We start from the raw sequence: 23,718 nt of genomic DNA on the forward strand, positions 1-23,718 counted from the left end.
TTATTTTCTTAAAGATAAATTAAAAAGCTTTTTGCTAGAATTAAAGAAAAATTTTAGGAAACAGTGATGAAAAATACAGTCACTGAAGCTTCTATCTATGAGGCTCAAGGGTTAAAAGACGAAGCTTTAGAAATTTATAAAAATATCTTAAAAGAAGATCCAGATAACCAAAACGCTATCGATGCGGTTCGTCGTCTTAGTGGTTTTAGATCCAAGCATAAAGATTTAAACACTCAAATGTTGGATTTTTTTATTAATATGAAAAGCGATGAAGAAATTAATGAATTTAAAAGGTGGTTGATAAAAATATGAATTTGGAAGATTTAGCTAAAAAAACCATTAGCGAAGTTAGCTCTATCATGGAAGAGCAAAGAAGACAAAATGAAATTTTAAAAGAACAAGAATTAAGCAGAAAAACTGAAATAAAAGATGAATTACCACCTATGGAGTTTGTATGCGAAGAACTTGATACTCCGCAAGACTTAGAAGATAAAATTTCTATGGCAAAATTTGAAGAAGAGCAAAAAATACAAAATAATATTGAAATTTCTACTCAGGAAAATAAAGAGTTTAAAAAAGAAGAGCCTTTTTTACAAAGTGAAATTTTAAATCCCAGTGTTATGACAGAGGTTCAAACGCTTAATGAGGATATTTTTTTAAAACATCTTAGAGAGAGAATTTTAGTTCTTTTTGAAGGTTTAAATAGCATAAAAAAAGATGATCTTGAAAATAGGTTAAACTTGACCATAAATTTTTTAGAGTTTTTACTTGCAAATATCGAAGATAAGCTTAAAAAATAATCCCGATTTACAGTTTATTGCTGAGTTTTTAAAGCCTTATACTAAACGAGTGTATTTGGTTGGAGGCAGCGTTAGGGATTTGTTTTTAGGCTTAAAAATTTGTGACTATGATATAGAGCTTTATGATATAAAACCTAAAGATTTTGAAAAGATTATGCAAAAATTGGGCGCACAAGGCTTTGGAAAAAGTTTTTTTGTGTATAAGTTTAAAAATTATGATTTAGCTCTTGCTAGAACCGAAAACAAAATAAGCCATGGACATAAAGGTTTTAAAGTTCAAATTTGCAATGATGAAAAACTTGGCGCCAAAAGACGCGATTTTACCATAAATTCTATGATGATTAATCTTTTTAACGATGAGTTTTTAGATTTTTATGGAGGATTAAAAGATCTAGGAGCAGGCTTTTTAAGGCATATTGACAAACAAAGCTTTCAAGAGGATAGTTTAAGAGTATTAAGAGCGGTAGTATTTGCTTCAAGGTTTAACTTTAAGATAACTAGTGAAAGCTTGAAATTGATTCAAAGTATGGATATAACTGATCTTAGCAAAGATAGGATCAATGCGGAGCTTTATAAATTCTTTAAAAGCCCTAGACTTGATGTTGGCTATAGATATTTGCAAGAACTTGACTTAGAGAAACAGGTTTTCGGCTTTGAGAGTGTTTTTAAGAGTTTGGAATTTCAAAATTTACTCAGACAAAGTAGAGAATTTGTAAAAAGCGATGCTTTATTCTTGTATTTGTATTTGAATTTTTTTAATTTAGAAAAAGATATATTTTTTAAAAGAACCAAACTTAAAAAAGAATACCTAAAATACGCAAATCAAGCTTTTTATCTTGATGATATAAGTGATTTTGAACTAGCAAAAATTGCTTTTGAAATGCCTTTGAAGGAATGGCTTGGACTTTGGAGTAAAAAGCGTATTGAGCAAGCTAAAAGATTAAGGCTTTATGAGAATAAGTTTGAAAGTAAAATTTTAGCAAAAGATTTCATAAATGCTGGATTTTGTGGTAAAATTCTTGGTCTAAAGCTTCAAGAAGCAAGAGAGAATGAATTAAAAGAATATATAAAAGGTTTAGCTAAATGATTTCTGTATTAAAAATTTGTACCAAAGATCAAAAAGGTTTAATCTATAGAATTTCTGATGTTATTTTTAAATATCATATCAATATAGTAAAAAACGATGAATTTGTAGGCGAAGGAATGTTTTTTTTTCGTGCTCTTTTAGAAGGTGAATTTGATAAAGAAGCTTTTATAGGAACACTTGAGGCTATGCTTGGACAAGAAGCCTTGATAGAGCTTTGCGAGAAGAGAAAAAAAGATATTGTTGTTTTTGCTACTAAAGAAAGTCATTGTTTGGGAGATTTGCTAATAAAGCATTATAGTAATGAACTTGAAGCAAATATCAAAGCTGTGATTTCAAATCACAACTCTTTAAAGGATTTAGTTGAGAAATTTGAAATTCCTTATCATTTTATCAGTGCTGAAAATTTAGATCGTAAAGAGCAAGAAAATCAGATTTTAAAATGTCTTGAACAATATAAATTTGATTATTTGGTTTTGGCAAAATATATGAGAATTTTATCTCCTGATTTTGTTGAGCATTTTGAAGGTAAGATTATAAATATTCACCATTCTTTCTTACCTGCATTTATAGGAGCAAATCCTTATAAACAAGCCTTTGAAAGAGGGGTTAAAATAATTGGAGCTACGGCACATTTTGTAAATAATAATCTTGATGAAGGTCCTATTATCACTCAAGCTGTTTTACCTGTAAACCATGAATTTACTTGGCAAGATATGCAGCAAGCAGGTAGAAATATAGAAAAAGATGTTCTTTCAAAAGCACTTGATTTGGCTTTTGAAGATAGAATTTTTATACATAATAATAAAACTATAATATTTTAATGCGATAATTTTACTATAGTTTTATTTAAAGCATTAAAAAAATAATCAATATCCTCTTTTTCATGCGTATAATGCAAGCTTATTCTTAACCAACCTGGTTTTGTTTTAAGTTTTTGATTATCTTTTAAGCCTAGCAAATCATGACCATAAGGCCCAGCACAAGCACATCCAGCGCGTGTTTCTATGTGGTATTTTTTACTAAGTTCGTAAGCGATATCAAAAGGAGAAATTCCTTTGATATTGAAAGCAAAAATAGGCAATCGGGTTTTTAAATTCTTTGCGTATAAAATTAAATTAGGTATAGTTTTTAGTTTTTCAAAAAAATAATCTTTTAAAATTTCTTCTTTTTTTTCTATATTTTTAACCCCTATAGAATCTTTGATTTTAAAAGCTAAGCTAGCGCGAATGAGTTGTAAAATTCCAGGTGTTCCTCCTTCCTCTAAAGCTTCTTCATTACAAAGGTAGCATTGTGAAGTGCGAGAAACATAGCCCACAGTTCCACCTGCTGCAAAGCTAGGCTTGTTTCCACAAAGATCTTTTTTGATGGCCAAAAGTCCAGAACCGCCAATACCACCGATTAATTTATGAGAACTTATAAACAACGCATCATAGTATTGACAAGATATGTTTTTATAGGGAATAAAACTAGATGCATCAAAAGCAACTATCCCTTTAAATTTACGAACCATTTCAGAAATGCGTTTGTAATCACTTAGTATCCCAGTAACATTTGAAGCTAAAGAAAAGCTAGCGATTATTTTTCTTTTTTTGTTTTTTTGTAAAGTTTTTTCTAGAAAATCAAAATCAATTTCCCCATTTTTATCCAAGGGAATTCTAATACATTCGCACAAGCCTTCTCGAAATGAAAGTTCATTAGAATGATGCTCATAAGGCCCTACGATAACTAAAGGTAAGGTATTTTTATCAATTTGCGTAAAATATCTTTCTTTTACAAGAGGGGGAATGTAAATGCCGATCAATTCTTGAAATTTTTTAATAGCACTGCTTGATCCTGTTCCGCAAGCTATAAGGGCAAAATTTTCATCTAATGATAAACTTTTTTTTATATCTTTTCTTGCTTGTTCGTAAATTTGTTGAGTTTTAAAAGAATTCAAAGAGCTATCAGAATGTGTGTTTGCATAGGTTGGGAGAATTTTTGAAATTTCTTTTTCTACACATTTTAGAGCTAAAGCACTTGCTGTGAAGTCAAAATGCAAAATACCTTTTTTTAAGATCAATTCTTTTTTTAAATCTGAAATTTGCAAATACAATCCTTATAAAAATTTGCTAAAATTATACTATAAAAATGCTTTATAAAAGGAAAAATATAAAATTTAAGAACTTTGTAGATTTGCATAAGAATTTGTCTTTAAGTAAGCTTTTTGATTTTTATAGTGTGTTTGAAGGTTTTGAAAAATTAAACATTTTAAATTTTGAAGACGATGTATTTACAAATATAGAGCGAATTTTGCTTGATGATTATCTAAAAATCAAAAGTTATTTCGCCTTGGATGAAACAAGTTCTTACGCTCTTACTTTACTAGCTAAAAACAATCGCAAGCGTTTTTCTATCAATAGAAAAATTCAGCATTTTAAAGCTTTATCTACACTTAAATATCTTTTAGAAACAGGTATAATAAAACTTGAGTATAGTAAGGAAGCTAAAAAAATAAAAGATAAAAGACAAAAAATCAAAAAAGAACTAAGATCTTATGTTGTCCAAGATAAGATTATATTTAGCAACCATTTTACTCGTTTCTTTTTTTATTTTTTAAAGCCCAATGAAAAGCTTATTTTGCAAAATCGTTATAAAGAAGTTTTAGAATGCATTAAAGAAAAATTTGAACTTTATCAAAGTTTTTGTTTTGAACAGCTTTCTAGAGAATTGCTTGAGAAAAAATTCAATATCAATGGAGTGCAAAGTTACTGGGATAAGAATTTAGAACTTGATCTTTATTATCAAGATGAAAATTTGTGTTTTGTCGGAGAAGTTAAATTTAAAAATAAAAAAATTTGTAAAAATATTTTAAATCTTTTAAAATCAAAAGCAAAGTCTTTAAATTTGGCTCCAAATTATTATATTATAATCTCAAAAAATGGTTTTAGCAAGGAATTTGATAAAATATGCGAACAGAATTTGCTTTTATTTGATTTGAATGATTTTAAGATTTTATTAGAGGAATGATAAATGAATGAAAGTATTTTAAAAAGTTTAGACTCAAATGAAAAAGAAACCCTACAAAAAGGCTTAGAAAGTCTTATAGAACAAACTTATGTAATAGAAAATGAATACAAAACTTTAAATGAAAACTATAATTCCTTACGTGCAATGGTTGATGAGATTATAGAGGTATTGCCTAGTGCGCTTTGGATTTTAGATAAAGAAAAAAATATTATTTTACAAAATCAAGAAGCCTTGAAAAATCCAAAATTACTTAGTATCATTAGTCTTGATAAAATTCGTGATGAGCTTGAATTTGAAGGTAGGTTTTATGCGGTAAAAATCATAGCACATAATGAAAAAACTATAGTTTCAGCTACAGATATTAGCGATGAAAAACGCAATGAAAGGCTTGCAAGCATGGGTAGTGTAGCGGCTCATTTGGCACATGAGATAAGAAATCCTATTGGATCTATATCTTTACTTGCTTCAACCCTTTTTGCTCGTAGTGAGCTTAAAAATAAGCATATAGTTCTTGAAATCCAAAAGGCTATTGCCAGAGTAGAGCGTATCGTAAATTCAACTTTACTTTTTACTAAGGGTGTGCACATCAATGCTTTAAATTTTAATCTTTTAGAGTTAAAAGAAGAGTGTGAAAGTGCCATTAACTCTTATAATTTTACTTCTCAAATAGACTTTGAAATATCTTTTTTGGATAAGCAGATTTGTGCTGATAAAGCTCTTCTTGGTTTGGTTTTACAAAATTTGATTTATAATGCTATTGATGCGATAGAAGAAAGCGAATGTGAAAAACCTATGATTAAAATTTTAGCAAGTTGTGATAATGAAAAAATATGCATCAGAGTGTATGATAATGGTTGTGAAATAAAAGATGAGAAATTGGTTTTTGAAGCTTTTAAAACAACAAAACTTAAAGGAAATGGGCTTGGCTTGTCTCTTTCTAAAGAAATCATAAACGCTCATAAGGGAGAGTTAAGTTTTCAAAGCGATCCTAAGAATTTTTATTTTACCTTGCCTTTGGTGTGATAAATATTTTCTTTTCACCCCAAAACGGAACAGATCTTGCTTATATTATTTTAATATATTTAGGTTGAAGGCAGAAAAATCTAAATCAAGGAATTAATATGAGTATCTTTAGCATCAATGATAACTCAAACTATAATTCTATACTTTCACAAGCAAAAGCTAATAAAGAAAGTAAAGAAAATTCTAAAATAAGTTTTGCTAATGCTTTTTTAAAACAAAATGCTAGTAAATTAAATGAAATTCAAAATGCAAATTCACAAACTCTAGCAAGAAGTGAAGTATTAAATTCTACTAATACAACAAATACTAGCAATAACACTAATTTTAGTATAAGTAGTAAAACAAATTCTCCTAACTATGATATATCAAGTGAATTTAAAAACTCTATTTATACTCTAAAATACAAACAAGCAGATATAAGCACTTCTACCAATACAGCCTATGGTTACAGTGTAGATAAAGATGGTTATATGGGAAGTGATTTTAACAAAGCTGCGGGACTTCCTGAAGATTTTAAGATACATAAATCTACTTTGGATGAGATTAAAAAAGCTGCCGAAAATGATCCTGTTGCTTCAAGTATAAAAGAATACTTAGGCGTAAGCGAGTATTATACTAATATCGATATGGCTGAAACCATAAAACAATACTACAATCTTTTTTCTAATGCTTTAAGCCAAAGCTTTCCAAGTGATAAAACAAGTTTTAGCCAAGCAGATATAAATTCTATGCCTAGTGGTTATGGTGTAAGTGGAACGCAATGGATGGACTTTAATGATCCAAGCAATAGAATGAATATTACAGGTTTAAGAGATTTTTCAAATTCTTTAATTTCAAATGTTTATAAAACCCCTGAACAAGCAAAAGAAGCTGATGATCTTTGGGTTGATTCAGGATATATGATTGATGGATTATTGCCTAAAACTTTAGGTTTATCCTTAGAAGAAATCAAAAATGTTTCTAAAGGTGAAGATTGGCAGTTTAATCCTGATATGTCAGTTTATCCACAAAATGAAGATGGAAGTTATTCTAAAGAAGCTTTGTTTATGAGTTTTTTAAAAGCTCAAAATGGACAACCTGTTGAGAGTCCAAAAACCACACTTAATCCAACAATAGAAGCTTACAATAGAGCTATGGCTAAAGAGAGTTTTTCAACTACTAGTGTAGATATAGGTGATATTATGACAGGCAAAGTAGATTTTGCAAGTCTATTTAAATATCTAGCTAGTAAAAATGGAAAATTAGAAGGGCAACTTTATATGTATGAAAATAACATTCCTAAAGAATCTGCTATGGGTAATTGGGCTTTAGACGCTGAAATTAAACAAGCTCTTGCTAATGGTTGGAAAGCAAGTAGTGAAAGTATAAATTCTTATGTTGGATCTATAATGGATAGATTAAATAATCTTATAGGACAAACTAGGGTTTAAAGAAGTATTTGCACGAAGTCAAATTAAAAATGATGACATTTGCAAATACTTATGCAAATCACATAAAGCTAGGCGCATCGTTTGAAAAGAGTATTAAATCTCCGTTTTTTGTTTCTTTAGCCAGAGTTTGAACTAGCTGACTCTTTTCTTTAAGTATAATGGTTTTTATTTTTAACTCTTTTTTGAAAATTTCAGCATTGATTTGTGCGCTAATGATAACAAGATCAAAACACTCATTGATGATTTTAGCAAGTTTTATATTTTCTTCTTCGCTTACTTCCACTATACCAGGACTTACTAAAACTTTTCGTCCTTTATAGCTTTTACAAAGTTTATAGCTTGTGCTCATACCTTTAAAATTTCCATTAAAACCATCATCTATGATAAATTTAGGCTCTCTTGAAAGCACTTGCAAGCGATGTTCTACGGAGTTTATATTTAAAACTTGCTTTTGAATTTTTTCTAGCTTTATGCCAAGATAATGAGCACAAAGTATACAAACACAAAGATTTTGCGCGTTAAAATTCCCTAAAATTTGACTTTTAAAATCATAGGATTTATTTTCTATATTTACCCTAAATTCTAAACCTTCAAGACTTGAATGAATAAGACTTAATTTATCATCATAAAGGCTAATGAGTTTATCTTCTTCTTTTTGGGCGCTAGAGTGTAAAAAAGCCTTTTCTAGTCTTTTGGAATTTAAGGCTTCAAGTTTGGTTGAGCGGATATTTTCAACACTTTTAAAATACTCTAAATGTGCATTGCCTATCTCTCCTACTATGCTGATGTGAGGTTGTAAAAAACGCGTGATTTCATCGATATCGCCTTTAAGTCTAGCGCCTGCTTCAGCTATGTAAATTTGAGTATCTTGGCTTAAATTGGTATTGATATCAGCAACTATACCTAGCAAGGTATTGACAGAGCGTGGTGTTTTGTAGCTTTTAAAGTCATCTTTTAAAAGTTCGTATAGAAAATTTTTAATACTTGTTTTTCCAAAACTTGCGGTAATGAGTATGATTTTTAAATTTTCATTGGCTCTTAGTTTGGTTTTGGCTTGTTTTTTATAATATAAATTTGTAAAAAACTCATAAATTTTAAGACTCAATAAAGCAAAAGGAAGGCTAAAAAGATTAAAAAGAAAAGAAAAACGCAAAGCAAGTATAGTAAAAATAGCATTATAAACAAAAACAAAAACAAAAAACCATTTAACCTTGCTTGTAAAAACAAGCTTTTTATCTATACCTTTGTTCCAAAAATACAAAATTGGAGCATGGATCAATGCAAAATATGCCAAAGAGTATAAAGGAAAAGCTAAGAATAAAAAATAAGGAATAAATAAAAAATACAAATGCCACAAAGGTTTATGATAATGAAAAAACATGCGTTTAAATTTATAAGAATACCATTGTAAAGCACTCATAAGATAAAAAGCTATACAAAAATTAAAAAATAAAGAATTAATAAAATAAAGAGTATTGATAAGCATTTAAATTTCCTTAATTTTTTGAGCTATGAAAGCAGAATGTTTTAAAAAGAAAAAATGATCCCCCTCTAAAGGATAAAAAGTGCTATTTTTTAAAAATTGATGCATTTTCTCGCCACAATATAAAGGCGTAGCTTCATCGCTTTTTCCCCAAAAAATCAAACTTTTAGCCTTTTGCTTGGCAAAAATTTCACTAAAATCCTCATCAACAACCTTTTTAAAGGTTTCATACATCATAGGACTAAGATTTGCTCCATCTTTACTAGCAAAATAGCGATAAAATTTTCCCAAACCAAAGAGTTTTAAAATTTTAAAAATACGGATTTTAAAACGCACTTTTAGGGATTTTTTAGCCAAAATTCCCGCACTTGAAAGTAAGATTAGGATGTCTTTTTCTTTTGCGAGTAGGGTACTTACTTTTCCGCCAAAAGAATGCCCCATGAAAAAACAGATATTGAGTTTTTTTTGTTTTAAAAAAAGTTCTGTGATATTGGCATAATCTTGAGTGTTTAAAATTTCTTCCACACTTGAATTTCCAAAACCTGCTAAATCCATATAAATTTGACAAAAATCTTTTAAAAAAGGACAAAAACTTTGCTTCATAAGTTCTTTATTGGCTCCCCAGCCGTGTAAGATAAGTATTTGCGGTAAGGAAAGATCGCCTAAAATTTCATAAGAAATTTGATAAGTTTTGTTTTTATAAGAAAGTTGAGTTTGAGCCATTTTAAGCCTTTTGATTTTTGTAGATATTTTCTAAAAGTTGCATGGCATTTTGTAAGCGTTCAAATTCCTTCATACTAAGCATTACAGCTTCAAATTTGTTATTTTTTAAAATAACTATTTTTCCACTTTCACTTTTTTTGAGTTTTTCCATAATGGGGCTAAAATTTCTTACTACCTCGGTGGCAGTGTAAATTTCATCTTGCTTAAAAGAGAGCATTTTTCTTCCTAAAATACGCTAAATTTTATGTATAATTTAGCGTATTTTGACTTAAAAGCTTATAATTTTCCTTTTTGTCCGTTAATGGAGTGAAGAAAATTGTAGTTGATTTTTATCATTTTTTCAAGTGAAATTTGATCAGCTAAAGCGTTTAAAGTGGTATTAAAATCTTTAAAAAGATAATTAGCCAAAGAACCAGGATTTGGGTTGATTTCATTTAAATACACTTCATTATCCAGTATAAAAAAATCGCAGCGTATTAAAGCGCCTTTAAACAAAGGATTGTAGATCTTTTTAAAACTGTCTTTGAGTTTTTCTTTTAATTCTTCGCTTAAATCTGCTTCTATAAGCTCATTGTGTCCTGAAAAGCTAAGATATTTTTGTTCAAAGTCTAAAAATTCTTTTTTCTTTGGCTCTTCTATGATGGAAAAAACAAACTCATCATTGATCATACATCCTGCAAGATTGTATTCTTTGATATTGTTTTTAAATTCTTCTACTACAAGATCATTATCAAATTCAAAACCTACATCTTTGGCGTATTCTAAATCTTTTTCATCTTTTACTATGCTAATACCTATACTACTTCCAAGTCTTGCAGGTTTGATAATGCAAGGAAAACTAAGCTTTTCTTTAGGGTTTTGCCCTTTTTTTAGCATGGTATAATCAAGTGTTTTTACTCCAACGCTTTTGGCGTAAAGTTTGGTAAGTTCTTTGTTAAAAGATAATACACTAGCTTCAAGTCTAGGTCCTATAAATTTAATAGAATAAAACTCAAATAAAGCTGCAATTTTTCCATCTTCTCCATCTCTACCATGGATAAGATTGATCACGCATTCGCACTCTAGTTTATTTTCTTTTAAAAAACCTTTGCTAAAAAAACCTCCTTGTTTGATGAAGAGTTCTTTTTCATTTTTATAAGTTTTGGTGCTAAAAGTTTTAGAATTCATTTTTTCACTTGGGATATGATAAAATCTTCTTTCTTCATCGCAAAAAATAAATTCTAAATTTTGATTGATAACTTTTTTAAGTACTACAGCACTTACTATACTGATCTCATGTTCATAAGAATTTCCGCCAAAAAGTATTGCAAATTTCATTTTATTCCTTTATCCTAGTTTTTTAAGAGCTTCTTTGATGAGTTCGCTTGTGCTTGTTGCTTGAGCACTTGCTAAAACACTTATGATTTTTTCTTGTTTAAAGCCTAGAGTAAGAAGTGCGGCTAAGGCTTCGCTTTTATCATCGCTTACATTTTCAAGTTTGGTTTTTGTGTCAGAAAGTTCTACTATAATGCGTTTTGCACTTTTTGGACCTATGCCAGGTACTTTTTTAAGCACACTTTCATCGCCTAAACTTAATGCTCTGTAAAAAGAATTTACATCAAGACTAGAGCATAGCGTCATAGCAGTATTTGCACCCACTCCATTGACTTTTAAAAGCATTTCAAACATTTTTTGCTCGTCCTTATCCAAGAAGCCATAAAATTTATTAGAATCTTCTTTGATGATTTGAGTAATAAAAAACTCATGCTTTTCTTGAGTTTGAATTTTAGCAGAACAAAAAAGCGAAATAAATATCCCATAGCTTAAACCACTAGCGCATTTAACAATGATAAAAGTAGGTTCTTTTTTTGTGATTATTCCTTCGATGCCGACAACCATGCTATATCCTTTTCTTCATAATCTAATTTTTTATGTATTTCTATACTTTCTTGGTTGTTTTGTATGACTTTTTTAATACCTATAAATTTAGCACTTTCATTAACAAATGAAGAGTAAAAAATATCTTCTTTAGGCTCTAGAAGTGAAAATTTGATCTCATTCATATCAGTCCATTTGCCACTTTTATTTATAAAAGTTGCTTCAAAAAGCATTTTTTGTAAATTGATTAATTCTAATTGTAAAGATTTTTTGCGTTCAAGAAGTTCTTTTTCTTCATTTTGTAGTTTATTTAATTCAAGATTTTGTAAAGAGAAATCTTTTAGAGCTTTTTCGTATTGTACAGGAACATTTTGACCTTGATTTTTAAGTTCTGCTATCTTTTTTTCAACGCTTAAAATTCCATTTTTGCTTGATAAAATGTATTGTCTTATTTTATTTATTTTATGATTTAACTTAGAAATTTGCTCTCCTAAAATCGCAAATTCTTCATCATAATTTTTATCAAGAGTTTTAATTTTGGCATGAAATTTATTGTTATCCCCGTTGATGCGTTCTATTGTAGTGTTTTCAAAAAACACACAAGAATTATTACTTTCTAAATTTTCTATATAGATTTTATCAGCTTGTATATTTCCACCTAAACTTTTTTTAATTCTCACTTCTTTGGCTTTGATTGTTCCCCCTTCGAGCAAATCTATATTTAAAATTTCGGCTTCTGCAAATCCTCTATGAGTTTTTATATAGGCTTGTTTGGCTTGAATTTTGGCTTTAGAGTGTGTAGTGCCTTCAATTTTCATTTTAGTGGCATTAAGTTGAGTGTTGCTTCCTATGCTTCCGACTACATTTAATTCTTCACATTCTATCCCAACGCCAGAATTTACAGCATCTTTTACTTCTGAAAGAAATTTTATATTGATTTTGACATTTTTGTCTAGTCCAGCTCTTATAATCCCTATATTTTTAAAATCTACCCCATTAAAATCTAGTTCATTGGCGATATCAAATTTTTCACCATCTTGTACTACATAACCTTTTTTTAAAGCTATATATTCTGTGTATTCATCTTGCTCTACTTGTTTAAAAGCCGAAGAACAAGAAAAATTAACTTTATTTTCATTTGCGGCTAAAACTTTTAAGGTGTGTAAATTTAAGTCTTTTCCTTCTTTACCTTGTTTAAATTTGGTGTGTTTTAAAACAACTTCATTTTCATCAACAGCAATAATACCTGAGCGTTTTTCATCGATAGTGTAGTTTTTGGTTTTTTCTTTATAAGTTAAGATCAGAGATTCGTCTTGACTTTCTATAGGATCAATACCTTGTGCAACGGTGATTTGTATAGTTTTATTTAAAGGGGTATTTTTATGTTGGTTGCAAAAAGACATTAAATTTTTCTTAAAATCAAAAATGCGGATACCTATCAAAAATTTAAGTTTCAACATCTTTTTATAAATATTTTGCAAAAGTTCTAGTGCTAGTTTTTCATGAAAGTCTAAATTTGCAAAATCAATTTGAGCAACTATTTTGGTTAAATTTTTATTCGCAACTAGTTTGACTGCTTGAGATGCTTTGCTTTGGTTTATACCATGGAAAATTTCTATTTTGTATTCTTGCTTGATTTGAAGATCATTTTTTAAAAAAATTTCATCTTTATCAAAAAGAGTTAATTCTTTTTCAGAGATTTTTTCCCATTCTAAATCTCCAAAACGATATTGTGTAGAAAATGCCAATAAATTAAAATCAAGCTCATTTAAGTTAAGGTTTGTTCGTGAAGCTACGCTTAAAAGCTCTCGAGCTGGATTTTCTGTATAGGCAATAATTTTTTCATCCAAAGCCAAAACTTTCCCCTTGTAAAAAATTAAGAATGTAATTATAGTCAATTTTTAATCAATTTTAGTTAAAATAGTTCTCTTTATATTTTGAAATTTATGAAAAAATTTAATGAAGAGTTTAGTATTTAAAAATTTTATTATCAATGCTTTAGGAATTTTATTTTCAAGAATTTTAGGGCTTGCTAGAGATGTTTTAATAGCGCTTTTTTTAGGAGCAGGGCTTTATAGTGATATTTTTTTTGTGGCTTTAAAAATGCCTGCTTTTTTTAGAAGAATTTTTGCAGAAGGGGCTTTTGGACAAAGCTTTTTGCCTAATTTTGTAAAAGCGAAAAAAAAGGGAGCTTTTTGCGTTAGTGTAATGATGCAATTTAGCCTTATAGTTTTTTTATTTTGTCTTTTGGTAAGTTTTTTTTCCTCTTTTTTTACTAAGCTTTTTGCTTTTGGGTTTAGCGCAGATACTATAGCTTTAGCGGCTCCTTTGGTGGCGATTAATTTTTGGTATTTGTTTTTTATTTTTTTAGTTACTTTTTTAGGAGCTATTTTAAATTATAGACAAAAATTTTTCATTACCTCTTTTTCTGCGGCATTATTTAACTTAAGTATTGTTATAGCTGCTTTTTTTGTGGATAAAAATGCACCGCAAAATACACTTTATTATTTTTCTTATGCAACGGTTTTAAGTGGGGTGGCACAGCTTATTTTACATTTGCTTGTTTTAAAAAACAATCCTGTAATCCGTGCTATGGCTTTAAGTATAAAATTTAAAAAAGCCAAGGCGAAATTACAAGGTTTTTATGGCAATTTTTTTCATGGAGTTTTAGGTTCTTCTGCGACTCAATTTAGCTCATTGCTTGATACAACCATAGCTAGTTTTTTAATGAGCGGGAGTATTTCTTATCTTTATTATGCAAATCGTGTATTCCAACTCCCCCTTGCACTTTTTGCTATCGCTTTAACTCAAGTTTCTTTTCCAAAAATTTTAAAACATTTAAAAAGTGGTCAAGAAAATTTAGCCTTAAAATTTATGCAAAGAGCATTAGCGCTTTTAAGCATTTTGCTTATTGCTTCTAGTATTGTAGGTTCTGTGTTTGCTTTGGAAATTTCAAAGCTTTTATTTGAAAGAGGAAATTTCACTCACGAAGATAGTGTGATTACGGCTTATGTTTTGATTGCTTATCTTATAGGGCTTTTACCTTTTGGTTTGCAAAAGCTTTTTTCTTTGTGGCTTTATGCAAAATTTAAACAAAAAACAGCAGCTTGGATCGCGGTAAAATCTTTAATTATCAGTGCTTTATGTTCTATGGCTTTTATATTTTTGATTAAAGATGAAAGTTTAAAGGTTATTGCAGTAGCACTTTCAAGCTCTATTAGTGCTTTTTATTTGCTTGGAGCTAATATCAAAGAATTTGGTTTTAAGAAATTTTTTGCTTTAATATCTATTAAAATTTGCTTATTAGTTATAGTTGCTTTGATTGTTTTTACGATCTTGCTTATTTTGATTAAACCTTATATTTTAAGTTTTTTTATAGGAATTTTTACAAGTTTTAAAGGAGTTTTTTAATGAGATTATTAGACAGTGTAACAAAAGAGAAAATAAAACTTGATAAAAAAGATATTAGTATTTACTTATGCGGGCCTACGGTTTATGATGATGCACATTTAGGACATGCAAGAAGTAGTGTTTGTTTTGATCTTTTGCGTAGGGTTTTACTTGCTCAGGGCAATAGGGTAAAATTTGCTAGAAATTATACAGATATTGATGATAAGATTTTGAAAAAAATGGCTCAAAGTGGTCAAACTTTAGAGGAAATTACGGAATTTTATATCAAAAGTTATGAAGAGGATATGAGGGTTTTAAATGTATTAGATCCTGATTTTAAACCTCGTGCAACGCATTATATAACAGCTATGCTTGATTTGATTAAAAAGCTTGCTAAGGATGGGTTTGTTTATACTCTAGAAGATGGAATTTATTTTGATACAAGTAAAGATGAAAAATATTTAAGCCTATCAAATCGCAATTTAGAAGAAAACATCTCTCGTCTAAGTAATGAAGTGCAAAAAAGAAATGAAAGCGATTTTGTGCTTTGGAAATTTGATGAAAATTTTTACGAAAGTGAATTTGGCAAAGGGCGTCCAGGTTGGCATACTGAATGTGTTGCTATGATTGATTCTATTTTTGAAAATACTCTTGATATACATGCTGGAGGGATAGATTTGCTTTTTCCTCATCATGAAAATGAAGCTGCGCAATGTCGTTGTGGATGTAAGAGAAAATTAGCAAATGTTTGGCTTCACAATGGTTTTGTAAAAATTGATGGCGAAAAAATGAGTAAAAGTTTAAATAATAGTTTTTTTATAAAAGATGCTTTAAAAGAATTTATGGGCGAGGCTTTAAGATTTTATCTTTTGAGTTCTCATTATAGATCTCATTTTAATTATTCTTTATCGGATTTAGAAAATGCTAAAAAACGTTTAGATAAATTTTATCGCCTTAAAAAAAGATTAGATTTAGGTGAAATTTCTGATTTTGATGTTTTAAATGATATTGAAATAAAAAGTGAAATTGCTAAGCAAATTTTAGAGATTTTAAATGATGATTTAAATATTTCTAAAGCCTTAGCTCTTTTGGATGATTTTATAAGTAATGCAAATTTAGAGTTGGATAAAGAAAGCAAAAATAAAATTTTAAAACAAAATATCAAAGAAGCTTTAAGTGAGCTAGCTAAAATTTTTGGCTTTGGTTTTATGGATACAACTTTATATTTTCAATGGGGTGTAAGCAAAGAAGAACGAGAAGAAATTGAAAAGTTAATTTTAGAAAGAATTGAGGCTAAGAAAAACAAAGATTTTAACACAGCTGATGCAATAAGGGAACAATTAAGTAGTAAAAAAATCACTCTTTTAGATACTCCAAATGGAACAATTTGGGAGAAAATAAATGCATAATGAGATGAATTTAAAAGAGGTTTTAATACGCTTTAAACCCTTTTATAAAAGATATTGGAAACAATTTGCTATAGCTATTTTTGGTATGATTTTGGCAAGCGGAGGAACTGCTGGAAGTTTTTATGCTTTAGAGCCTATTTTAAATTATATTTTCGTTGAAAAAAATGAAGCTTTACTTTATACAGTGCCTTTTTTGCTAGTATTGATGTATTTTTTTAAAAATCTTGGAACTTATTTGCAAAGTTTTTATGTTTCTTTTATAGGAACAGATATGTTAAGAGTATTGCGTGCTAGGGTCTTAAAAAATATTTTACGCTTGGATATGGATTTTTTTAAACGCTATAGAAGTGGAGAGCTTGTAAGTCGTTGTACTAATGATATTAATGCGCTTCAAAGCATAGTATCAAACATTATTCCTGATTTTTTTAGAGAGCTTTTAACTGCTATAGGACTGCTTTCGGTAGTCTTGTATCAAAGTCCTACTTTGGCTTTTTTTGCTTTAGTGATTTTGCCTTTAGCTATTTTCCCTTTGGTGTGGTTTGCTAAAAAACTTAAAAAATATGCAAGAAATATACAAGAGACAAATTCGGATTTACTTTCTTATTTGGGTGAAATTTTTTCAAATATTGAATTGATCAAAGCTAATGATAATGAAAAAAAAGAAAGTGATAAATTTGCCAAGCATAATGATACTTTATGTAAATTAAACCTAAAATCCGCACGTATTGATGCACTTACAAGTCCTTTAATGGATATGATGGGTTCTGTTGGGGTTGCTGTGGTGATTATTGTAGGGGGTAGAGAGGTTATCAATGGTTCTATGAGTGTGGGAAGTTTTATCAGTTTTATTTCAGCACTTTTTGCGATATATACTCCTTTAAAGCGTCTTTCGTCTTTATATGGAAAGCTTCAAGGTGCTGTTGCGGCAAGTGAAAGAACTTTTTATTTATTGGATTTAGAACCTCAAATTAAAGGTGGAAGCAAAGAATTAAAAAACATTGAAAAAATTAGCTTTGAAAATGTTGAATTTGCTTATGAAAACCCGCATAAAAGTGTTTTAAAAGGCGTAAATTTTGATTTTGTTAAAGGGCAAATGCTTGCTCTTGTAGGGACAAGTGGGGGTGGTAAATCTTCTATTATTAATCTTTTGATGTATTTTTATGAAAAGCAAAAAGGTAAAATTTTACTCAATCAAGAAGATATCAGTACTTTTACCATAGAAAGCTTACATGCTAAAATAGGACTTGTAACGCAAAATATTTATCTTTTTAATGATAGCTTTGCTGCAAATATTGCTTATAGCGAAGAGTTAGAAGAAGAAAAAGTCGTCCAAGCTTTAAAATTGGCCAATGCCTATGAATTTGTTAAAGAAATGGGCGGGATTTGGGCTGAAGTGAAAGAACATGGTAAGAACTTAAGTGGAGGGCAAAAACAAAGAATAGCAATCGCTAGAGCTTTATATAAAAATCCTGATGTGCTTATTTTTGATGAAGCAACTTCAGCTTTGGATAATGAAAGTGAAAAAGCCATAGTTAAAACTATAGAAAATTTAAAACAAGACAGATTGATTTTAGTGGTTGCACATCGTTTAAGCACTATAGAAAATGCAGATAAAATAGTAGTATTGGATAAGGGTAAAGTATTGGCAATAGGTAAAGATGAAGAGCTTTTACAAACTTGTTCTTTGTATCAAAAATTTAAAAGCAAAGAAAAAACAAAGCCTAGCTTTAGTTAATTTTAGTTAGAATTTCAAAAAGGATTAAAAATGGCTTATGAAATGATAAAACCTTTACTTTTTAAGTTAAACCCTGAGCATGCACACGCTTTGGTTGAATATAGCTTAAGGACTTTAAGTGTTAGTTTTCCAGGAGCTTTAAGTTTTTTAGCGCATAAATATATAGTTGATGATGAGAGTTTAAGGCAAAATTTACTTGGACTTGATTTTAATAATCCTGTGGGTTTAGCAGGAGGCTTTGATAAAAATGCGACTATGATAAGACCTTTGAGTGCTTTAGGATTTGGCTTTTTGGAAGTGGGAACTTTTACTCCAAAACCTCAAGAAGGCAATGAAAAACCACGCCTATTTAGACTTGTAAAACAAGAAAGTATACAAAATGCTATGGGTTTTAACAACGAAGGTGCTGAAAAGATTGCTTTAAGGCTTGCAAAAACCTATCCTTTTGTTTTGCCTTTAGGGGTAAATATAGGGAAAAATAAAATCACTCCAAATGACAAAGCCTTGGAGGATTATTTTACTTTGTTTAGAGATTTTAAGGATTTGTGTGATTATTTTATCGTTAATATCTCATCTCCTAATACTAAAAATTTAAGAGAGTTGCAAAATGATGATTTTTTAAATACCTTGCTTGAAGAAGCCAAGAAAATCACTTCTAAGCCTATTTTGATAAAAATTGCTCCTGATATGAAAATAGATGATGCTTTAAATTTATGTGAAAATGCCATTAAAAAAGGTGCAGATGGGTTTATATTAGCCAATACTAGTGTTGATTATAGCTTGTTAGATAATAATCGTACTTTTGGTGGTATTAGCGGAAGGCTGATTACGGAAAAAAGTGGTATTTTTTTCAAAGAAGTAGCTAAAATTCTTTTTGGCAAAACCTTGCTTATTGCAAGTGGAGGGATTGATAGTGCTGATATTGCTTATGAGCGTATTAAAAATGGGGCTAATTTGGTGCAAGTTTATACAGCTTTGATTTTTAAAGGCCCTTCTTTGGTAAAAAATATCAATCAAAATCTTATAGAGCTTTTAAGAAAAGATGGTTTTTTACACATTAGCGAAGCTGTTGGGGTAAATTTAAAATGATTGCTTATGAAAAAATTCAATTAAAAAACAAGCTTGAAATTTATGCTTTGCCTGTAAATAAAAATAGCAATGTGATTAGCGTTGATATTTTTTATAAAGTGGGTTCAAGAAATGAGATTATGGGAAAAAGTGGCATAGCTCATATGTTAGAACATTTAAATTTTAAAAGTACTAAAAATTTAAAAGCTGGTGAATTTGATGAGATTGTTAAGGGTTTTGGTGGTGTGGATAATGCAAGCACAGGTTTTGACTATACTCATTATTATATTAAATGTGCGAAGAAAAATTTAGATAAAGCTTTAGAGCTTTTTGCAGAACTTATGGCGAATTTAAATTTAAAAGATGAAGAGTTTCAGCCTGAAAGAGCAGTGGTTTTAGAAGAGCGTAGATGGAGAACAGATAATAACCCTTTGGGATATCTTTATTTTAGACTTTTTAATCACGCATTTATGTATCATCCTTATCATTGGACTCCTATAGGTTTTTTTAAAGATATAGAAAATTGGAGTATTGAAGATATTAAAGAATTTCACAGCATTTACTATCAACCTAAAAATGCGATTTTGCTTGTAAGTGGCGATATAGAAAGTAAAGAAGTTTTTGAGCTTTCAAAAAAACATTTTGAGAAGATTAAAAATACTAAGACTATACCTAAAATTCACACAAAAGAGCCTAAGCAAGATGGAGCAAAAAGAATATATTTGCATAAAAACTCAGATACTGAACTATTAGCCCTTGCTTATAAAATTCCAAATTTCAAACACAAAGATATACCTGCTTTAAATGCTTTATCTGAGCTTTTAGGAAGTGGGAAAAGTTCTTTAATGAGTGAAATTTTGATTGATAAATTAAATTTAATCAATGATTATTATGCTTATGTTAATGATTGTATAGATGAAAATTTATTTATTTTTATTTGTAATTGTAACCCCAATGTTAATGCAGAAAAAGTAGAAAAAGAGCTTTTAAAAATCATTGATAAACTTAAAATGGGTAAAATTTCTCAAAAAGATTTGCAAAGAGTAAAAAATAATGTTAAAAGTGATTTTATTTTCTCACTTAACAATGCTAGTGCAGTGGCAAATATTTATGGTTCATATCTAGCAAGAGGAGATATCAATCCTTTGTTAAATTATGAGAAAGATATACAAAATTTGGAATTAAAAGATTTGATTTCTTGTGCTAAAAAATATTTTATTCAAGAAAATTCAACTACGGTAATTCTAAGAAAGGATTCAAATGGATAAAAATATTATCATTGGGGCGATGACTGCTCTTATTACACCGTTTAAAAATGGAAAAGTTGATGAGCAAAGTTATGCAAGATTGATTAAAAGACAAATAGAAAATGGCATCGATGCAGTAGTTCCAGTAGGAACAACAGGAGAAAGTGCAACTTTAACTCATGAAGAACATAGAACTTGCATAGAAATAGCCGTTGAGACTTGCAAAGGAACTAAAGTTAAGGTTTTAGCAGGTGCGGGAAGTAATGCAACTCATGAGGCAGTGGATTTAGCTAAATTTGCTAAAGAGCATGGTGCTGATGGGATTTTAAGCGTGGCGCCGTATTATAATAAACCTACGCAACAAGGACTTTATGAGCATTATAAGGCTATTGCACAAAGTGTAGATATTCCTGTGCTTTTATATAATGTTCCAGGAAGAACAGGTTGTGAAATTTCAACGGATGCTATTATCAAGCTTTTTAGAGATTGTGAAAATATTTATGGAGTAAAAGAAGCGAGTGGAAATATCGATAAGTGCGTGGATTTGCTCGCGCACGAACCTAGAATGATGCTTATTTCGGGAGAAGATGCGATCAATTATCCTATACTTTCAAATGGTGGAAAGGGAGTGATTTCAGTAACTTCAAATTTATTACCCGATATGATTAGCGCTTTAACTCAATTTGCTTTAGATGAAAATTATAAAGAAGCTAAAAAAATCAATGATGAGCTTTATAATATTAATAAAATTTTATTTTGCGAAAGTAACCCTATTCCTATTAAAACGGCTATGTATATAGCTGGATTGATAGAAAGTTTGGAGTTTAGACTTCCTCTTTGTCCTCCAAGTAAGGAAAATTTTGCTAAAATTGAAGAAGTGATGAAAAAATATAAGATCAAAGGATTTTAATGAATACAGAATTTCAAGGAAAAACTTTAGTAATCAGCGGTGGAACTCGTGGGATAGGTAAGGCTATAGTTTATGAATTTGCTAAAGTGGGTGCAAATATAGCTTTTACTTATAATTCTAATGCACAAATTGCTGATGAAATGGTGCAAGATTTGGAGAAAAATTATAAAATCAAAGCTAGAGCTTATGAATTTAATATTTTAGAACCTGAAACTTATAAAGAACTTTTTGAAAAAATTGATGCGGATTTTGATAGAGTGGATTATTTTATCTCAAATGCTATCATTTCAGGACGTGCTGTTGTAGGTGGTTATACTAAATTTATGAAGTTAAAACCAAAGGGAATTAATAACATCTTTACAGCTACTGTAAATGCTTTTGTTGTGGGTGCACAAGAAGCAGCTAAAAGGATGGAAAAAGTAGGGGGTGGAAGTATTATTTCTATTTCATCTACAGGAAATTTAGTGTATATAGAAAATTATTCAGGTCATGGTACAGCAAAAGCTGCTGTAGAAGCTATGGCAAGATATGCAGCTACTGAACTTGGAGAAAAAAATATCCGTGTAAATGTCGTAAGTGGTGGGCCTATTGAAACTGATGCTTTAAGAGCTTTTACAAATTATGAAGAAGTAAAACAGGCTACTATAAATTTGAGCCCTTTAAATCGCATGGGGCAGCCTGAAGATTTAGCCGGAGCATGTCTTTTTCTTTGTTCAAGTAAGGCAAGTTGGGTGACAGGACATACTTTCATCGTTGATGGTGGTACAACTTTTAAATAAAAATTAAGAAAAATCAATGGATTTTTCTTAAAAATATTTTTTAATCAAGTTTTAATTTCCACCCTAAAAAAACGCTTAATAATGCAAGTAAAAAAATAAAATTTAAGGTCCAATTACCAAAACCTATAAAACCTATAGACAATACACTATAAAAAAATCCCCCCACAGCTGAATAAATACAAATCGTACTTAAAGATCCATTTTCTGCCATTTTTTTACATGGGCAGATTTTGTAAAATTTTTTATCGTTAAATTGATTTTTCTTTTTATTTCCCAAAAATAAACCAAAAAGGGCAAAAAGATTTAAAAAAATAAAAGCATATAATAAAATTTGATCTAATTCCATTTTAAATATACCTTAAAAGTATCTAAGCCAAGAGGGTAAATGGACTTGTTCTTCTTTTAAAGTAGTCTCTTGTCCATGTCCTGGCAAAAGTTTAAAATCTTCTTTGTAAGTCATAACTTTTTCTAAGCTTTGTTTCATTAAATTTGCATCTGAATAAGGAAAATCCCATCTTCCTATGCTTCTATAAAATAAAAAATCTCCACTAAACATGATATTTTTACCTACAATTTCTATCATGGTGCAACCTGGTGTATGTCCTGGTAAAAAGTGAAATTTAAAATCAAGTCCGCCTATAGAAATGATATTTTCATCATCAATCAAATAATCCGCTTTGCTAGGCATAAAACCTTGATTAAAAGGATCTTCAAGCATAAAAGCATCATTTTTATGAATATAAATGGGGATTTGATAGGCTTGTTTTACTTTTTCATTATCCCAAACATGATCGTAATGTCCGTGAGTGTTTAAAATTGCTAAAGGATTTTTTACATGTTTTTTGATGAAATTTAGTGCATCAAAACCAGGATCGATGATAATTTCTCCATGCTCATCAAATAAAATATAACAATTTGTCTCATAAGCTCCACAAGCTTGTTCGATAATTTGCATTTTTTACCTCTTTAATAAAAAATTTGCCTTAAATAAATATAATTATACATTAAATTTTTAAAAGGCAAGCTTTATGGATTGGCAAAAGATAACAGAAAAAATGTGTGATTTTATACAAGAAAAAGTGAAAAATTCTCAAAGTCAAGGTGTTGTTTTGGGGCTTAGTGGCGGGATTGATTCTGCTTTAGTAGCAACGCTTTGCAAAAGAGCTTTAAAAGAGAATGTTTTTGCTCTTTTAATGCCAACTCAAATTTCAAATAAAGCCAATCTCGAAGATGCTTTAAGGCTTTGTGCGGATTTAAATCTTGAATACAAAATCATAGAAATTCAAAGTATTTTAGATGCTTTTATAAAACAAAGTGAAAATACTACTCTAGTATCTTTGGGAAATTTTGCAGCGCGTATTAGAATGAGTTTGCTTTATGATTATTCTGCCTTGAAAAATTCTTTAGTCGTAGGTACTTCTAATAAAAGTGAATTGCTTTTAGGTTATGGTACGATTTATGGGGATTTAGCTTGTGCTTTTAACCCTATAGGATCGCTTTATAAAAGTGAAATTTATGCCTTAGCAAAATACCTTAATTTGCATGAAAATTTCATCAAAAAAGCTCCAAGTGCGGATCTTTGGGAAAATCAAAGTGATGAGGCGGATTTAGGTTTTTCTTATGTAAAAATCGATGAAGGTTTAAAAGCCTTAGAAACTAATGACGAAAAACTTTTAAGAACGCTTGATCCTTCTTTGATTGCCATGCTAAAAAATCGCATGCAAAAAAATGCTTTTAAGGGAAAAATGCCTGAAATTTTGGAAATTTAAAC

24 protein-coding genes are annotated in these 23,718 nt (G+C 29.6%); 15 read left to right on the top strand and 9 right to left on the bottom strand.

Features of this window, described 5'->3' with window-relative positions; genetic code table 11:
* Positions 1 to 63: 63 nt before the first annotated feature.
* Genes ELQ12_RS04395 through purU form a run of 4 tightly spaced genes read left to right on the top strand, consistent with a single transcriptional unit; the run spans position 64 to position 2,708 of the window.
* On the top strand, positions 64 to 312 hold the full coding sequence (locus ELQ12_RS04395) for a tetratricopeptide repeat protein (RefSeq protein ID WP_002859818.1): 249 nt from the start codon (positions 64 to 66) through the stop codon (positions 310 to 312).
* Positions 309 to 800: a hypothetical protein gene (locus tag ELQ12_RS04400; RefSeq protein WP_044794316.1), complete on the top strand. Its 492-nt coding sequence runs from the start codon at positions 309 to 311 to the stop codon at positions 798 to 800. Before ELQ12_RS04395 ends, ELQ12_RS04400 begins: the two co-directional genes overlap by 4 nt.
* Positions 769 to 1,887 carry a CCA tRNA nucleotidyltransferase gene (locus ELQ12_RS04405; protein WP_070261325.1) on the top strand — a complete coding sequence of 373 codons (1,119 nt, stop codon included), beginning with the start codon at positions 769 to 771 and terminating at the stop codon, positions 1,885 to 1,887. Before ELQ12_RS04400 ends, ELQ12_RS04405 begins: the two co-directional genes overlap by 32 nt.
* The gene (gene purU, locus ELQ12_RS04410; protein WP_070261326.1) at positions 1,884 to 2,708 is read left to right on the top strand and encodes a formyltetrahydrofolate deformylase; all 825 of its coding nucleotides are present in this window, start codon (positions 1,884 to 1,886) and stop codon (positions 2,706 to 2,708) included. Before ELQ12_RS04405 ends, purU begins: the two co-directional genes overlap by 4 nt.
* Here purU and ELQ12_RS04415 read toward each other — a convergent pair.
* Positions 2,705 to 3,979, bottom strand: a complete 1,275-nt coding sequence (locus ELQ12_RS04415; protein ID WP_072223482.1) for an aminotransferase class V-fold PLP-dependent enzyme — start codon at positions 3,977 to 3,979, stop codon at positions 2,705 to 2,707. The genes purU and ELQ12_RS04415 overlap by 4 nt on opposite strands.
* A 35-nt stretch (positions 3,980 to 4,014) precedes the next feature.
* Here ELQ12_RS04415 and ELQ12_RS04420 point away from each other — a divergent pair, with 35 nt between their 5' ends.
* From ELQ12_RS04420 to ELQ12_RS04430, 3 genes are all read left to right on the top strand, one after another.
* Positions 4,015 to 4,893 carry a DUF234 domain-containing protein gene (locus tag ELQ12_RS04420; protein WP_074497847.1) on the top strand — a complete coding sequence of 293 codons (879 nt, stop codon included), beginning with the start codon at positions 4,015 to 4,017 and terminating at the stop codon, positions 4,891 to 4,893.
* Positions 4,894 to 4,896: 3 nt separating this feature from the next.
* Positions 4,897 to 5,916 (top strand): fla regulon two-component system sensor histidine kinase FlgS, encoded by a 1,020-nt coding sequence (flgS, locus tag ELQ12_RS04425; protein WP_002859823.1) that lies wholly within the window; start codon positions 4,897 to 4,899, stop codon positions 5,914 to 5,916.
* Between the two features lie 98 nt (positions 5,917 to 6,014).
* On the top strand, positions 6,015 to 7,346 hold the full coding sequence (locus ELQ12_RS04430) for a hypothetical protein (RefSeq protein WP_134264591.1): 1,332 nt from the start codon (positions 6,015 to 6,017) through the stop codon (positions 7,344 to 7,346).
* A 58-nt stretch (positions 7,347 to 7,404) separates the two neighbouring features.
* Here ELQ12_RS04430 and murF read toward each other — a convergent pair whose 3' ends face one another.
* The 6 genes from murF to ELQ12_RS04460 are packed head-to-tail and all read right to left on the bottom strand — an operon-like array spanning position 7,405 to position 13,265.
* A complete protein-coding gene (gene murF, locus ELQ12_RS04435; protein ID WP_134264592.1) occupies positions 7,405 to 8,832 on the bottom strand; it encodes a UDP-N-acetylmuramoyl-tripeptide--D-alanyl-D-alanine ligase in 1,428 nt (475 codons plus the stop codon).
* Positions 8,833 to 9,552 (bottom strand): alpha/beta hydrolase, encoded by a 720-nt coding sequence (locus ELQ12_RS04440; RefSeq protein ID WP_002881137.1) that lies wholly within the window; start codon positions 9,550 to 9,552, stop codon positions 8,833 to 8,835. It lies immediately after the preceding gene.
* Between the two features lies 1 nt (position 9,553).
* On the bottom strand, positions 9,554 to 9,769 hold the full coding sequence (locus ELQ12_RS04445) for a type II toxin-antitoxin system Phd/YefM family antitoxin (protein ID WP_002852622.1): 216 nt from the start codon (positions 9,767 to 9,769) through the stop codon (positions 9,554 to 9,556).
* A gap of 59 nt (positions 9,770 to 9,828) precedes the next feature.
* Positions 9,829 to 10,869, bottom strand: a complete 1,041-nt coding sequence (locus ELQ12_RS04450; RefSeq protein WP_070261063.1) for a D-alanine--D-alanine ligase — start codon at positions 10,867 to 10,869, stop codon at positions 9,829 to 9,831.
* 9 nt (positions 10,870 to 10,878) lie between these two features.
* Entirely contained in the window at positions 10,879 to 11,430 is a 552-nt protein-coding gene (ruvA, locus tag ELQ12_RS04455; RefSeq protein WP_070261064.1) for a Holliday junction branch migration protein RuvA, read from the bottom strand.
* Positions 11,406 to 13,265 carry a flagellar assembly protein A gene (locus ELQ12_RS04460; protein WP_126229461.1) on the bottom strand — a complete coding sequence of 620 codons (1,860 nt, stop codon included), beginning with the start codon at positions 13,263 to 13,265 and terminating at the stop codon, positions 11,406 to 11,408. The genes ruvA and ELQ12_RS04460 overlap by 25 nt, the downstream gene beginning before the upstream one ends.
* A gap of 103 nt (positions 13,266 to 13,368) precedes the next feature.
* Between ELQ12_RS04460 and murJ the strand changes: the two genes are divergently transcribed.
* Genes murJ through ELQ12_RS04495 form a run of 7 tightly spaced genes read left to right on the top strand, consistent with a single transcriptional unit; the run spans position 13,369 to position 21,947 of the window.
* Positions 13,369 to 14,820, top strand: a complete 1,452-nt coding sequence (gene murJ, locus ELQ12_RS04465) for a murein biosynthesis integral membrane protein MurJ (protein WP_070261066.1) — start codon at positions 13,369 to 13,371, stop codon at positions 14,818 to 14,820.
* The gene (cysS, locus tag ELQ12_RS04470) at positions 14,820 to 16,208 is read left to right on the top strand and encodes a cysteine--tRNA ligase (RefSeq protein ID WP_052949985.1); all 1,389 of its coding nucleotides are present in this window, start codon (positions 14,820 to 14,822) and stop codon (positions 16,206 to 16,208) included. The genes murJ and cysS overlap by 1 nt, the downstream gene beginning before the upstream one ends.
* Entirely contained in the window at positions 16,201 to 17,943 is a 1,743-nt protein-coding gene (locus ELQ12_RS04475; RefSeq protein ID WP_070261067.1) for an ABC transporter ATP-binding protein, read from the top strand. Before cysS ends, ELQ12_RS04475 begins: the two co-directional genes overlap by 8 nt.
* Before the next feature lie 30 nt (positions 17,944 to 17,973).
* The gene (locus ELQ12_RS04480; RefSeq protein WP_070261068.1) at positions 17,974 to 19,032 is read left to right on the top strand and encodes a quinone-dependent dihydroorotate dehydrogenase; all 1,059 of its coding nucleotides are present in this window, start codon (positions 17,974 to 17,976) and stop codon (positions 19,030 to 19,032) included.
* Positions 19,029 to 20,279 (top strand): pitrilysin family protein, encoded by a 1,251-nt coding sequence (locus ELQ12_RS04485; protein WP_070275153.1) that lies wholly within the window; start codon positions 19,029 to 19,031, stop codon positions 20,277 to 20,279. Before ELQ12_RS04480 ends, ELQ12_RS04485 begins: the two co-directional genes overlap by 4 nt.
* Positions 20,272 to 21,168 carry a 4-hydroxy-tetrahydrodipicolinate synthase gene (gene dapA / locus ELQ12_RS04490; protein WP_134264593.1) on the top strand — a complete coding sequence of 299 codons (897 nt, stop codon included), beginning with the start codon at positions 20,272 to 20,274 and terminating at the stop codon, positions 21,166 to 21,168. The genes ELQ12_RS04485 and dapA overlap by 8 nt, the downstream gene beginning before the upstream one ends.
* Entirely contained in the window at positions 21,168 to 21,947 is a 780-nt protein-coding gene (locus ELQ12_RS04495) for an enoyl-ACP reductase (RefSeq protein ID WP_002938094.1), read from the top strand. Before dapA ends, ELQ12_RS04495 begins: the two co-directional genes overlap by 1 nt.
* 40 nt (positions 21,948 to 21,987) lie before the next feature.
* On the opposite strand, the gene ELQ12_RS04500 is transcribed toward ELQ12_RS04495, so the two are convergent.
* Entirely contained in the window at positions 21,988 to 22,293 is a 306-nt protein-coding gene (locus ELQ12_RS04500) for a hypothetical protein (protein ID WP_002867958.1), read from the bottom strand.
* A 12-nt stretch (positions 22,294 to 22,305) separates the two neighbouring features.
* Positions 22,306 to 22,902 carry an MBL fold metallo-hydrolase gene (locus tag ELQ12_RS04505; RefSeq protein ID WP_044779406.1) on the bottom strand — a complete coding sequence of 199 codons (597 nt, stop codon included), beginning with the start codon at positions 22,900 to 22,902 and terminating at the stop codon, positions 22,306 to 22,308.
* A gap of 73 nt (positions 22,903 to 22,975) precedes the next feature.
* Between ELQ12_RS04505 and ELQ12_RS04510 the strand changes: the two genes are divergently transcribed.
* Positions 22,976 to 23,716: an NAD+ synthase gene (locus ELQ12_RS04510; RefSeq protein WP_044780328.1), complete on the top strand. Its 741-nt coding sequence runs from the start codon at positions 22,976 to 22,978 to the stop codon at positions 23,714 to 23,716.
* The last annotated feature ends 2 nt before the right edge of the window (positions 23,717 to 23,718 follow it).

Source organism: Campylobacter sp. US25a (assembly GCF_004379075.1).
Taxonomy (GTDB): Bacteria; Campylobacterota; Campylobacteria; order Campylobacterales; family Campylobacteraceae; genus Campylobacter_D; species Campylobacter_D jejuni.